At 69.3% G+C, this 12,120-nt stretch carries 12 protein-coding genes and 1 pseudogene; 7 read left to right on the forward strand and 6 right to left on the reverse strand.

What is annotated here, in order from left to right:
- Positions 1-59: 59 nt before the first annotated feature.
- Positions 60-1,982 (reverse strand): NAD-binding protein, encoded by a 1,923-nt coding sequence (locus AB0D94_RS36950; RefSeq protein WP_362062091.1) that lies wholly within the window; start codon positions 1,980-1,982, stop codon positions 60-62.
- Positions 1,983-2,287: 305 nt separating this feature from the next.
- Between AB0D94_RS36950 and AB0D94_RS36955 the strand changes: the two genes are divergently transcribed.
- Together AB0D94_RS36955 and AB0D94_RS36960 are read left to right on the forward strand one after the other, a co-directional pair.
- Positions 2,288-2,635 carry a hypothetical protein gene (locus AB0D94_RS36955; protein ID WP_362062061.1) on the forward strand — a complete coding sequence of 116 codons (348 nt, stop codon included), beginning with the start codon at positions 2,288-2,290 and terminating at the stop codon, positions 2,633-2,635.
- Between the two features lie 376 nt (positions 2,636-3,011).
- The gene (locus AB0D94_RS36960) at positions 3,012-4,073 is read left to right on the forward strand and encodes a helix-turn-helix domain-containing protein (RefSeq protein WP_362062064.1); all 1,062 of its coding nucleotides are present in this window, start codon (positions 3,012-3,014) and stop codon (positions 4,071-4,073) included.
- A gap of 235 nt (positions 4,074-4,308) precedes the next feature.
- On the opposite strand, the gene AB0D94_RS36965 is transcribed toward AB0D94_RS36960, so the two are convergent.
- Both AB0D94_RS36965 and AB0D94_RS36970 read right to left on the reverse strand, forming a co-directional pair.
- Positions 4,309-4,788 (reverse strand): hypothetical protein, encoded by a 480-nt coding sequence (locus AB0D94_RS36965; protein ID WP_362062067.1) that lies wholly within the window; start codon positions 4,786-4,788, stop codon positions 4,309-4,311.
- Entirely contained in the window at positions 4,775-6,028 is a 1,254-nt protein-coding gene (locus AB0D94_RS36970) for a cation:proton antiporter (protein WP_362062070.1), read from the reverse strand. The genes AB0D94_RS36965 and AB0D94_RS36970 overlap by 14 nt, the downstream gene beginning before the upstream one ends.
- A gap of 204 nt (positions 6,029-6,232) precedes the next feature.
- On the opposite strand from AB0D94_RS36970, the gene AB0D94_RS36975 reads away from it, so the two are divergent.
- A complete protein-coding gene (locus tag AB0D94_RS36975) occupies positions 6,233-6,553 on the forward strand; it encodes a hypothetical protein (protein ID WP_362062073.1) in 321 nt (106 codons plus the stop codon).
- A 5-nt stretch (positions 6,554-6,558) separates the two neighbouring features.
- On the forward strand, positions 6,559-6,768 hold the full coding sequence (locus AB0D94_RS36980) for a hypothetical protein (RefSeq protein WP_362062076.1): 210 nt from the start codon (positions 6,559-6,561) through the stop codon (positions 6,766-6,768).
- Between the two features lie 85 nt (positions 6,769-6,853).
- Here AB0D94_RS36980 and AB0D94_RS36985 read toward each other — a convergent pair.
- From AB0D94_RS36985 to AB0D94_RS36995, 3 genes and pseudogenes are all read right to left on the reverse strand, one after another.
- A pseudogene (locus AB0D94_RS36985) lies at positions 6,854-7,087 on the reverse strand (slipin family protein); the annotation flags it as partial.
- Between the two features lie 357 nt (positions 7,088-7,444).
- Complete coding sequence (locus tag AB0D94_RS36990; RefSeq protein ID WP_362062079.1) at positions 7,445-8,470, reverse strand: hemolysin family protein; 1,026 nt, start codon at positions 8,468-8,470, stop codon at positions 7,445-7,447.
- Positions 8,467-9,810, reverse strand: coding sequence for a hemolysin family protein (locus tag AB0D94_RS36995; RefSeq protein ID WP_362062082.1), 1,344 nt, complete (start codon positions 9,808-9,810; stop codon positions 8,467-8,469). The genes AB0D94_RS36990 and AB0D94_RS36995 overlap by 4 nt, the downstream gene beginning before the upstream one ends.
- A 378-nt stretch (positions 9,811-10,188) precedes the next feature.
- Here AB0D94_RS36995 and AB0D94_RS37000 point away from each other — a divergent pair, with 378 nt between their 5' ends.
- The 3 genes from AB0D94_RS37000 to AB0D94_RS37010 form a co-directional block, all read left to right on the forward strand.
- Positions 10,189-10,410: a hypothetical protein gene (locus AB0D94_RS37000; protein ID WP_362062085.1), complete on the forward strand. Its 222-nt coding sequence runs from the start codon at positions 10,189-10,191 to the stop codon at positions 10,408-10,410.
- Between the two features lie 107 nt (positions 10,411-10,517).
- Positions 10,518-11,561 (forward strand): sporulation protein, encoded by a 1,044-nt coding sequence (locus AB0D94_RS37005; RefSeq protein WP_362062094.1) that lies wholly within the window; start codon positions 10,518-10,520, stop codon positions 11,559-11,561.
- Positions 11,562-11,667: 106 nt separating this feature from the next.
- The coding region (locus AB0D94_RS37010) for a TerB family tellurite resistance protein (RefSeq protein WP_362062088.1) at positions 11,668-12,120 on the forward strand (453 nt) is incomplete at its 3' end.

The raw sequence follows: 12,120 nt of genomic DNA on the forward strand, positions 1-12,120 counted from the left end.
ACCGCGGTGCTCCCACCACGAGGCTCGGGGACCGAGTCGGCATCAATCTCGCAGCGCGGTCAGGAGGGGGGCTCTGCGAGGTGGACGTTTTGGCTTCCCAGGAGTTCGGCGAGGCCTCGGCGGGTGGCCGCTACTACGACGCGGTCCTGCGGCTTGAGGACATAGCCGGGGTGGAGCTCCCAGACCAGCCCGGGTGGCCGGCTCATGTCGTCGCTGTGGGAGGCGGCCAGGTCAGGGCGGCGTTCTTCGGGGGCCGCGGTGTCGATGGCGATCACCCGCCAGGCGCCGGGGCGGAAGGTTTCGGCGATCGTCCGGCCTTCGAGCTGTCCATGGCCGCCGACGTCGACGGCGGCGAAGAGCAGTACCCGGCGCTCCACCGGTATGGCGCCGAGGATCTGTCGGCCCATCATCGCCCCTGCGAAGGCGGGGGCGGAGAGGTGGGTGACGCTGCGGCTTCGGGTGAGGGCGTCCGGGTGGGCGGCGCGCAATGTGCGGTAGACGGCGGTGGCGAAGTCGTCGTCGTACAGGCGCAGGGTGACGCGCACTTCGGCGCTGACCGAGCGGGCGTAGAGCGAGGCTTCGAGGTTGGTGGTGTCGGAGCTGGTCAGGGCGAGCAGGGCGTGCGCGCGGTGGATGCGGGCCGCCTCCAGTACGCCTTCCTCGGTGACGTCTCCCAGGACTACCGGGACCCGCAGGCGTCGGGCGAGCGCCAGTCCGCGGGCTTCCGGGTCACTCTCGACGCACACCACGGGGATCTCCAGTTCCCGCAGCCGGGCCAATACGCGTGACCCGATCTTGCCCAGCCCGAGCAGCACCACATGCCCGGACAGCCCGCGGGGCGGCCGCCTGAGGGCCGTCGCCGTACGGAACGCGCCCAAGGCCTCCAGGGCAGCCGCCACCAGGACGGGCAGCAGGAGCAGTCCGACGAACCCGGCCAGAATCTGAAGCACTTGCCGCTCGGTAGGCTCCTCCACCGCGGGGTCGTTGATCGCGAAGATGTCGAGCAGGGTCATGTACGCGGCGTGCAGTGGATGGTCTCCCGTGGTCAGCCAGGAGGCCACCGCCAGAGCGGCGACGGCCGCCACGATGCCGGCCAGGGACCAGCGCAGCCGCCGGGAGAACAGCGAGGCCACCGGCAGCCCAGCCGCGCCCACCCGCCGTGCGGCCTGCGAGGGTTTTGTGTAAGAGACCGCTTCCAGGGCCACGATCCCCCGGCCGGACGCGGCCGCAACCGCCCGGTCGTCAGGCAGCAGCTGCGGCCCGTGCTCGCCGCTCAGCTCCGAACCTTCGCTGCCGGCCGGATCGCTGGAGGTCGCGGAGAGCAGTGCCAGCGTGCAAAGGCCCGGGTCGGCCACCTCCCCGCGCTGCGGCGGCGTACGCTCCACCGCCCGCAGCAGCAGGCCGTCGGCCTGCACCACCTTGCCGGTACCGGCCACCGCCGACGCCGCGAGTGCGGGCGCGGCGGTGTCCGCGTCGGACAGCACGGTCGTCGAGGAGTCCAGCTCGCGCAGGTCGATGCCCGGTTCGGCTACGATCGCCGCCTGGTCCAGCAACTCCTCCAAGTGCTGTCCCAGCTTGCGGTTGTAGAGCCGGATCACCAGCCGCAGCCTCGGATTGAGCCGTCGTGCCAGCAGAGCCGCGCGCAGGTTGGTGTCGTCGTCCTCGTACACCAGCGCCAGTGCGGCGGCCTCGGTCACTCCGGCGGCGGTGAGAACGTCCTCGACGGGTGCCGCGGCCTCCACCACGCGCAGCTCACTGACCGCGGAGGACGGCTCGCCGGGCGCCGCCGGGCGTGGCCTGGCTGCCGGGAGTCTGTCCAGCAGCCCGAAGCCCAGCCCGCGAGCGGGACTCCGTACGGAACCGGGCTGACCCGGTACGGCCTCACCGGCCGTGGGCACCACGAGGGTGACGTGCTCGCGGTACACATCGCGCAGCTCGGCCGCGAGCCGGTGGGCGAGCCCGTCGTCACCGCAGACGACCATCTGACCTGGCGTGTCCGCACGGGGGTGGTGCAAGGGATTTGAAGGCACGCCCCAAGGATGCATCGTGAAGCCCTCCGGTCGCGGATATCCAACTGGGCTTCCCAACAGGATGTTTGGGGCCCCTGCTCTCTTGGCCGCGATGCTGTCGTGCCGGTGTCCTTCGAGAGCTCCTGCCTGACCGTGGCGCTGTGGCCCCTGCAAGGATCGTGTCTGGTCGTACCTGAGCTGATCCTGTCCGTGCTGAGATCACCTCTTGGGGTATCGTCCACTACGCCTTCTCCTTTGGACGAGGGAAGCAGGGGGACATGGCGAAGACGGCGAAGGCACTGGTGACAACCGGGGCCACGGCGGCACTTCTGCTCGGCGGACTGGCGGTGGCCCAGCCCGCGGCAGCGGGTGCGCTGGGCGCCTCCTGCCAGACGTGGTCCAAGGACGCCCGAATCGGTTACGCCAAGTGCTGGAACGGCGGATCGTCCAAGCACCGCGTGTGGATCACCTGCAAGGGGATCAGTGTCGGATCCGGCAGCATCAACGTCTCCGGCACCTGGTACAGCAGCCACTACTCACTGAGCGAGGCCAAGACCTCGACGGCGACGTGCCCTTCGGGCAGTTACCTGACGAACGTCTGGGTCGAGAACCTCACCCAGTCTTAGCCCGGCATTTCGAGCCCCGCGCCCCAAGGGTCGGTCGCGCTGGACCGGCTCAGCGTCGGTGAGGCGGCGAACAGCCGGCTGGTGACGGGGGTGAGGCACTGCATCGGCTCCGGACCGGGAAGCTAGCCATCGGTCGGCTCCGCATTTATGACCTAGTACGTCCCTCGCCAAGCGCAAACGGACGAGACCACCCCAACCCGGCGAGGAACCTACTAGGTCATCACTGACTTTTCGCGTACATCAAACACCCACGGAGACCCCGCGCATTGCCGGGTTCCAGCAGTCCTGATGCCGATTGCCGCCTCACCGGACCGGCATGCCACCCTGGTCCGTCATCAAACGCGCGTCAGGGGCGCGTCAGGATCGGGGTGGAGTCATGGCAGGGCTGACGGCTGCGGAGCAGTATCTGACCGGGTATGCGCGAATTCTTCGGGACGCCTGCGCCACCGGCCGGCGGCTGAACCGCAGCGAACTGGACGACCGTCGGTCGCAAGGCGAACGGGCGGCGGAGGAAGGCGCGGGCCTGCGAGAACTCGTACGCGCCCATCTGGCTGAGGCCCAGGCCGTGCAGATCACGCTGACGGCGTCCGCGGCATGGCAATTGCTCGCTGCCGTGGAACAGGCGGTGGACGCCTTCGCCGAAGGCTTCGAGCGGGCCCAGCGCCTCGCCGTGCGCCAAGAGGAGGCCGCGCGAAGGGAGTTCATCGATGACCTGCTGTACGGTCGCAGCGACCTGGGCCGGCTGGCCGAGCGAGCGGAACGCTTCGGGCTGCGCCTTTCGCAGAGCCATGCGGTTGCCGTGGCCATCGGACCCGAGCCCTACGGGGACGGCTATCCCGTAGCCCGCGGCATAGAAGCGGCTGTCCTGGCCCGCTTCGGGAACCGGCACACCCTGCTCACGACGAAGGACGGCCGGCTGATCTGCGTGGCCCCCGGCGATCAGGGTGACGTGCTGGCCTTCTTCGCGAAGCAGGCGTACGCGGCCACGGACGGCGGCCGGGTCGCCATCGGCCGCGCACACCCCGGCCCCGGCGGCGTTGTCCACTCCTATGAGGAGGCGCTCAACGCCCTGGATCTGGCCCGCCGCATGGAACTTGAGGAGCCGGTGCTGCATGCCGCCGATCTGCTCGTCTACCCGGTCCTGACGCGGGACCGGCAGGCCATGGCCGACCTGGTGGACAGCACGCTGGGACCCCTGCGGCAGGCCCGTGGCGGCACGCAGCCGCTGATCGACACCCTCAACGCGTACTTCGACAGCGGCTGCGTCGCGACCGACGCGGCCCGCCGCCTCTCCTTGAGCGTGCGCGCGCTGACGTACCGGCTGGAGCGCATCCACACTCTCACCCAGGCCGACCCCGCCGATCCGCGGCATCGCTACACCCTCCAGACCGCGGTCATCGGCGCCCGGCTGCTGGGCTGGCCCGGTACCTCGGCCTGACCGTCACGGTTCACGGTTCACGGTTCTCGGCGTCGCCTCGTCGACCGGGCTGCGGACCAGCGCCTGCGCAGCCAGTCTCCGACCTCACCGAGACCGGTCAGCAGAGCGGCGCCGGCCATGCATGCAGGGAGGGAAGCGGGTTGGTCAGCCATCGAACTGATCACCCAGAGGACCACGGAGACCATGGCCCACCACGCCGTCAGTGAAATGACCTGGGAACGTGCCTCGTGCCGGTTCACCACTCCCCTCCGCTCCGCTTGCGGTGCTGAACGGGGAGGGCCGCGAGCACGGGGAAGGCCACTGCGGACCGGACGATCGGGTGCAGCCAGTAAGGCCCGTCGAGCCAGAGCAGCACCCACAAGGCGGCGAACGCGTCCGCGACCAGGCCCATGGCGATCCATCCCGAAACCCTCAGTTCCCGGGGGTGGCCCGCCAGACGGTCATCAGTGCGGCGGAGCCACCACCAGGCCGCCATCAGCCCGAGCCCGCCCATCGCAGCGCACGCGAGCCCCGAGGCGATGATGTACAGCGGCGCCCCGCGGGGATCGTCGCCGGTCGCCTGAACCAGTTCCCGGCCGGAAACCGCCGTGATGTCACGGTGCCAGACGTGCGCGGTGACCGGGTCGCCGAGGAACGCCAGCACGCCCTTGGTGTGCAGGCGCCGTCGGCGGCGGGCGCGTGTCCGCTCGTCGCGACTCGTCTTACGGCCCGACACGGCTCGTCTCCCGGCCGGTGGTGACCGGCGGGTGGGAGGGGCGGGGCGAGCTGGCGGCTGGGATGCCGGCGAGGTCGTCGACGTGGAAGAGGCAGGCGATGGGCACGTCGGTGCTGCTGTGGGCGATGATCGAGAAGGCGATGCAGATCGCGATGAGGGTGTACGCCTCCTGGCCCTGCGGGATGCCGGCCTGGAGGACGAGCAGGCCGTAGACGACGGATGCGAAGCCCTTGGGGCCGAACCAGGCGGCGACCAGCTTCTCCCGCCGCTCCAAGCGGGTGCCGAGCAGCGACAGCAGCAGCGAGGCCGGGCGGATCAGCACGATCGCCAGAACCACGGCCACGTAGCCGCCCCACGACAGGTCGCCGAACAACTGCGGCGTGAGCAGGGCACCGAAGACGAGCAGTGCGGCGAACTTCGCCAGCTCCGCCAGCGCCTCGCCGAGCGGCTCGAAGACCGTCTTGGCCTCCGGGGATACAGCGGCCAGGACGGCGCCGGCGGAGAACGCGGCCAGGTAGGGGTTGGCGTGCGTGAGGTGGCACAGCCCGTACAGGATGATCCCCGTCGCCAGCGGCAGCAGAGGCTGGAGCTTCGGCTCCGCTCCCAGCAGCCTCAGACGCACCAGACCGGCGACCGCCAGGGGGAGCACGATCCCGAAGACGAGTCCGAGGCCGAGCTCCATGCCGATCACGGGGATGGATGCCTGCATCTGGCCGGAGGTGGGTCCGGCGACGGCGATGAGGATCAGGACCACCGGAAGGGCGAGACCGTCGTTGATCCCGCTCTCCACGTTCAGCAGCTGGCGCAGCTTCGCCGGCACTTCCTTGCGCCCCACGATGGCCGAGGCGAACACCGGGTCCGTCGGCGCCAGCACCGCGCCGACCAGGAAGGATGTCGTCCAGTCCAGCCCGACGAGGTAGTGGGTGATCAGCGCCATGCCGGCCATGGCCAGCGGCATCCCCAGTCCCAGGGCGCGGGCGGGGTTCTTCCAGTTCTCCCGCAGCTTCGGGAACGAGACGTGCATGCCGTCGGTGAACAGCACCGCGAACAGGGCCAGATCGGCCGTGACCGCCACGATCGGGCTGTCAGCTGTGATGTGGATCAGCCCGAGGAACCCGTCGCTGACCAGCGCCCCGCCCACCAGGAACAGCAGCGAGGTCGAGAGCACGGTGCGGGCGGCGAGCCCGGAGAACAGTACGGCGATCAACAGCGCCACACCGAAGACAGCGACGAGCACCATGGCAGAAGCCCCCGATTCGAGAAGAGATGGGTTCCGTGTTCGCCGACCAGGCGTCCCGGCACTCCACCGGCTACTTTACGTATCCCTTACGTCGTCTTGACGGGGCTCTGACGGCAGTCCGGACGCCCGCACATTGCCGGACTCCGGCATGAACGCGACATATATCGGCCGTTTATCGTGGGCGTACGCATCAGAGAGGTGTCAATGAACGGAAATCCGCTGTACCACGGCATCGCCCTCGTGGTGGGCACGCTGCTCGTGCTCCCCCTGGCGTTGGCGATGCTCAACGGCTGGACGCCACGCGGGCTTCGGGGGCGGCGGCTCGCGATCCGCCCCTACGCCTGGGCCCTCCTCTGCCTGTACGGCCTCATGCCTCTGAATGCGGTCCCGCGCATGCTCGACGCACCGTCGGACGTCGTAACCGCCTGCACGGGTCTCGGCTTCGCCTTCCTCGTCGCGGCCGGAGCATGCTTCCTCCGGGCCGAGCGGGCCTCTCGCCGCCCTCATTCGACAGAGGAAGGCTGACCGCGATGCCCGGCGAAAAACTCCTCTCATGGGCACGGCGCAATCTCACGGAATCTCGTCTCGCGGTCGCCCTGGTGGTCGTGGGTGCCCCCACGACGCTGGTAGGCGCCTTGCTGTACGTACTGCCGGGCCCGGGCTTCCCGGTGCTGGTCATCGGCCTTGCCGCTCTTGTCACCGGCCTGGCGATGCTGGCGTCACGGGCCGGGCGCGGCTGAGCCGGCAGGCCCATCCTCTCGTTGCGCCGGTCATACGCCTGCCTGCTCGACACGGCCCCGGTGGATACAGGCCAGATGGGTGGACTCAGGCCAGTGGGGCCGAAGTCCGCTCGGGGGGCTCGGGGAGGCTTGCCCGCCAGTCGTCGGCGTCACTGTCCCGATCCGGCGAAACTGCCTCGGCGGCTGGTTCTTCCGGCGGCAGCCCGTGCTCCCCGGGCGCAGGCTGCGCCGGGGCCGCGCGTTCCAGGAAGCGCAGCAGTTCGACGGGGAAGGGCAGGACGAGGGCGGAGTTCTTCTCGGCGGCGACCGCGAGAGCGGAACCTCAAGCACGCCGAACACCCTCACCATGGCCCGCGCGAAATGCGCCGACCCCTATACAGGAGTCTGCGGTATCTCGCTCTGCCGAGCGGCATCACGAGTCATGTGGAGCGAGAGCCCGACGGTGACTACAGCGAAGCCGGGCCCGAATGTGCGTATTTCGCCGATCCCATCACGGTGACGGGAACTCCGACCGCGACCAGGGCGATACCGATGCGGGTTTGCGGCATGCGTCTCTCCGCGAAGGGGCGGTTGGCGAGTCGGCTCGCAGGCGCCCCGGATCGACCTGCCGGGGGTGGGCGGTACGCCGGTGGCCGGCACCCCGAGCGGGCGAGTGCCGGCCGGCGTTTCATGAAGGTCAGGCCCCGCCGTCGTGGGCAGCGCCGACGAGCTCTTCGAGGACGTCTTCCATGGTGACGAAGCCGAGGACGGAGCCCTTGCTGCCGGTGACGGCCGCGAGGTGGGTGCCGGCCGCGCGCATGGCGGTCATGGTGTCGTCGAGCGGGGTGTCGAGGGCGACCTTGGTGATCGGGTGCAGTGACGTGCGGGGGAAGGGCTTGGTGCGGTCGGCGGTGCCGAGGGCGTCCTTGATGTGGAGGTAACCCAGGATTTCCTCTCCCGGTCCGGTGACGGGCAGGCGGGAGAAGCCGTGGGCGGCGGCTGCCCGCTCCAGGCCCTGCGGGGTGATGTCGTGGCCTACGGTGACAACTCGGTCGAGGGGGACCATCACCTCACCCACGGGCCGGGTGCCGAGTTCCAGGGCATCCTGGAGGCGTTCGCCGTCCTCGGGCGCGAGGAGGCCTGCGGCGCTGGAGTCCTTGATCAGGCGGGCGAGTTCGTCGTCGGTGAAGACGGAGGCAATCTCGTCCTTGGGCTCGACCTTCAAAAGGCGCAGCAGTGTGTTGGCGACGGCGTTGATGCCGAAGACGAACGGCCGGAGCGCCCGCGTGAGGGCGACCAGGGGCGGGCCGAGGAGCAGCGCGGTCGGCGCGGGGGCGGCGAGTGCGATGTTCTTGGGGACCATCTCGCCGACGAGCATGTGCAGGTAGGTCGCCAGGGTGAGCGCGATGACGAAGGCGATCGGGTGGATCAGTGCCTCGGGTACGCCGATGGCGTGGAAGGGGGGCTCCAGCAGGTGTGCGATGGCGGGCTCCGCGACGGCGCCCAGGACCAGCGAGGACACGGTGATGCCGAGCTGGGCGGTGGCCATCATCGCGGAGAGGTGCTCAAGTCCCCACAGTGTGGTCTTCGCCCGAAGGTTGCCCTTCGTCGCGGCCGGTTCGATCTGGCTTCTGCGTACCGAGATCAGGGCGAACTCGGCGCCGACGAAGAAGGCGTTGGTGATCAGGGTGAGGGCGCCGATCAGCAGTTGGATGGTGGTCATAGGGCCTCCTCCCCGGAGACAGGATCTGTGGAGGTGGTACTCGCGGGTGCGGTGATCGAGACCCGGTCGGCGCGGTGGTGCTCTATGTCCAGGACGGACAGCTCCCAGCCGTTGACGGTGAGGGTGTCGCCCTCGGCGGGGATCCGTTCCAGGCGGGTGGCGATCAGGCCGGCCAGCGTCTCGTACGGGCCTTCGGGCGCCGTCAGGCCGATCGCTTCCAGCTCGTCGAGGCGGACACTTCCGTCGGCCTCCCAGACGCGGTGGCCGTCATGCTCGGGTGCTTCAAGGAGGTCGGGGACCTCCATCGGGTCGTGCTCGTCGCGGACCTCGCCGACGACTTCCTCGACAATGTCCTCGACGGTCGCGACACCTGCCGTGCCGCCGTATTCGTCGATGATCACGGCCATGGTGCGGGCCTTGCGCAGCCGCCCCAGGAGAGTGTCCACGGGCAGGGAGTGCGGCACCAGCAGCGGCTCGGTCATCAGGTCGGTGACTGCGGTCATCGCCCGCTTGTCCTCCCCCAGGGCGAGGACGTCCCGGATGTGGAGGGTGCCGATCACCTCGTCCAGGGTGTCGCGGTAGACCGGGAAGCGCGACATGCCGGTGGCCAGGGTCAGGTTCGCCGCGTCGGCCGCGGAGGCATGGGCCTCCAGGGCCTGAACATCGACGCGCGGGGTCATCACGTTCTCCGCGGTCAGCTCGGCCAGGTGCAGGGTCTTCACGAAGAGCTCTGCCGAGTCCGCCTCGATCGCGCCCTCACGGGCGGAGTGCTGGACGAGCGCGACCAGTTCCTCCGGGGTACGGGCGGAGGCCAGTTCCTCGGCGGGCTCCAGGCCGAGGCGGCGCACCAGTCGGTTCGCGGTGTTGTTCAGGTGCCGGATCAGCGGGCCGAAGGCTGCGGTGAAGCCGCGCTGCGGGCCTGCGACGACCTTGGCGACGGCCAATGGGCGCGAGATCGCCCAGTTCTTCGGTACGAGCTCGCCGACCACCATCAGCACGACGGTGGAGATGGCAACGCCCAGCAGGGTCGCCGTGGTCGACACCGCGCCGGAGGGCAGGCCGACGGCCTCCAGGGGCCCGCGCAGGATGGCGGAGACGGACGGTTCGGCGAGCATGCCGATCACCAGCGAGGTCACCGTGATGCCCAACTGGGCACCGGACAGCTGGAAGGTCAGACGCTTGGCGGCCTTCAAAGCGCCCTCGGCACCGCGCTCACCTGCGGCGACGGCGCGGTCAAGCTCGCTGCGCTCGACGGTGGTGAGGGAGAACTCGGCGGCGACGAACACCGCACACGCCAGCGTCAACGCCAGCGCGAGAAGCAGCAAAAGGACTTCGGTCACCGTGCCACCCCCGCTCCCGGCTCAAGAATCTGCGGGCAAGGCGTGACACGGCCAGGACTGGGAGGTTCACCCATTGCGGGTCTGCTGCTCCTTCTTCACTCGGTGGACCGCGTACGGGTCCAGGTTGCTGGGCGGAACAGTATCCGCGAAACAAGTGTAAAGGATCGGTAAAGACCCTGGCCGGCGACGTCGCGGAAGGCGAAGGGGGAGGTCTTTCGGACTTTCCCGGCCAACCTTGCCCCTCCTCGCCTCGCGGGCGGCCTGTCGCTCCTATGCTTCTACATGCGTGTAGATAATGCCAGGGCGGGGTGGGACGTTCCGTGCTGCCCGGTCGCGGTGCACGCACATCTGTCGCGCATGTTCCAGGAGGGGAAAGACATGGCTTCGATCGATCTGGACAAGGTGCTGGACAAGGCGTGGGCGGACAAGAGCCTGCCCGAGATCCTCGCCGCACCCGTGTCCGCCATCAAGGGCATATCGGAAAAGGAGGGTGAGCACCTTCAGAAGGCGTTCGGCGTCAAGACCGTCGCCGATCTCGCCGATCTGAAGTACGTCCGCTGGGCGCAGGCCCTTGCCGCTCTGGACGGCACAGCGAAGTAGCACCTCGTTGCTCGCGCGGTGCCGCGGGCCCGGAACCCTTGGCCCGCAGCACCGCCGTGCACATGAAACGCAATCACAACGCGACGCACACGAAGGAGAACGCCACGATGGTGTTCAAGCGCCTGCTCGGCTCGATGGGGGTCGGCGGACCCGCCGTGGACACGGTCCTCGACATGGGCTCGGCCGTGCCCGGCGGCAGCCTCACCGGGGAAGTCCGTCTCACCGGCGGCAGGGCCGACTTCGACATCGAGCACATCGCGCTCGAACTCGTCGCCCGAGTCGAAGCCGAGCACGACGGCGGCGAGCACGAGGACGCGGTCGTCTTCGAGCGGTTCAACGTCGGCGGCGGCTTCCGCCTCGCCGAAGGTGAGCAGCGCGCCGTGCCGTTCGCGATCACGCTCCCGTGGGAGACCCCCGTCACCCAGTTGTACGGTCAGCCGCTGGGAATCGTGCTCGGCGTACGCACCGAGCTCGGGGTGGCCGGCGCCAAAGACAAGGGTGACCTCGACCAGCTAGCGGTGGGCCCCCTGCCCGTCCAGGAAGCGATCTTGGAAGCCTTTGGGCAGCTCGGCTTCGGCTTCAAGTCCGCAGACCTTGAGTACGGGCGCATCGGTGGCACCGGGCAACAGCTTCCCTTCTACCAGGAGATCGAACTCGCCCCGCCGCCGCAGTACGCGCACCAGGTGAACGAGATCGAGCTGACCTTCCTCGCAGACCCCGCCGGTACAGAGGTCGTCCTGGAAGCCGACAAGCGCGGCGGACTCTTCACCGGCGGCCACGACGCACTGGGCCGCCACACGGTCAGCCATGAAGGCGCGGCCCGTCGGGACTGGAACGCCGTCGTCGGATCCTGGATCAGCAGGCTCGTCGAGCAGCGCGGTTCCCACGCCGCCCACAGCCAGGACGGGCACGGCGACGTTCACGGCAGCCACGCCCACAAGGACGACCACGGCCATCACGGACATGACAGCCACCACGGCGGCCACCGCTCAGGCCCCGGCATGGGCACCGTCGTCGCCGCAGGCGCCGCGGGCCTCGCAGTCGGCGTCGTGGGCGGCATGGTTGCAGCCGAAGCAGTCGACGAGATCGGCGACTTCTTCGAAGGCGACGGGGACGAGAGTGAGGGGGAGGGTGGGGGCGATGAGGCGTAGTGGCGCCTCCCCCACCCGCTAGCTTCTACACTGACGTAGAAATTAGCTGCTGGGGTTGGGGCCGTCCGTCCCGGCCCCGGCACCCCAACCACGCACCGGAGTTGGCATGGCCCTGTGGGACCGCATCAAGGAATCCGCCCAGTCGATGCAGACGCAGCTGGAAGCGAAGAAGAACGACCTCAAGAGCGGCGCCTTCCGCGACGCCAGCATGGCGATGTGCGCCCTCGTCGCCGCCGCAGACGGCACGATCGACCCTTCCGAACGCCAGCGGGTCGCACAGCTGATCGCCACCAACGAGGTACTGCGGAACTTCGACGCGGCGGACCTGCAGCGGCGTTTCGACGAGAACCTCAACAAGCTGACCGCTGACTTCGCCCTCGGCAAGGTCAGCGTCATGCAGGAGATCGCCAAGGCGAAGAAGAAGCCCGCCGAGGCCCGCGCCGTCATCCAGATCGGCATCGTCATCGGCGGCGCCGACGGCGACTTCGACAAGACCGAACAGGCCGTCGTCCGCGAAGCCTGCTACACCCTCGACCTGCCCCCGCACGAGTTCGACCTC

Origin of the sequence: Streptomyces sp. NPDC048255 (genome assembly GCF_040652415.1) — a bacterium.
GTDB lineage: Bacteria > Actinomycetota > Actinomycetes > Streptomycetales > Streptomycetaceae > Streptomyces.

Bases quoted from the DNA above. Each gene is read 5' to 3' on its own strand.
- AB0D94_RS36950 (WP_362062091.1), bottom strand. From the start codon at position 1,982: ATGGTCGTCTGCGGTGACGACGGGCTCGCCCACCGGCTCGCGGCCGAG.
- AB0D94_RS36955 (WP_362062061.1), top strand. From the start codon at position 2,288: ATGGCGAAGACGGCGAAGGCACTGGTGACAACCGGGGCCACGGCGGCA.
- AB0D94_RS36960 (WP_362062064.1), top strand. From the start codon at position 3,012: ATGGCAGGGCTGACGGCTGCGGAGCAGTATCTGACCGGGTATGCGCGA.
- AB0D94_RS36970 (WP_362062070.1), bottom strand. From the start codon at position 6,028: ATGGTGCTCGTCGCTGTCTTCGGTGTGGCGCTGTTGATCGCCGTACTG.
- AB0D94_RS36975 (WP_362062073.1), top strand. From the start codon at position 6,233: ATGAACGGAAATCCGCTGTACCACGGCATCGCCCTCGTGGTGGGCACG.
- AB0D94_RS36980 (WP_362062076.1), top strand. From the start codon at position 6,559: ATGCCCGGCGAAAAACTCCTCTCATGGGCACGGCGCAATCTCACGGAA.
- AB0D94_RS36990 (WP_362062079.1), bottom strand. From the start codon at position 8,470: ATGACCACCATCCAACTGCTGATCGGCGCCCTCACCCTGATCACCAAC.
- AB0D94_RS37000 (WP_362062085.1), top strand. From the start codon at position 10,189: ATGGCTTCGATCGATCTGGACAAGGTGCTGGACAAGGCGTGGGCGGAC.
- AB0D94_RS37005 (WP_362062094.1), top strand. From the start codon at position 10,518: ATGGTGTTCAAGCGCCTGCTCGGCTCGATGGGGGTCGGCGGACCCGCC.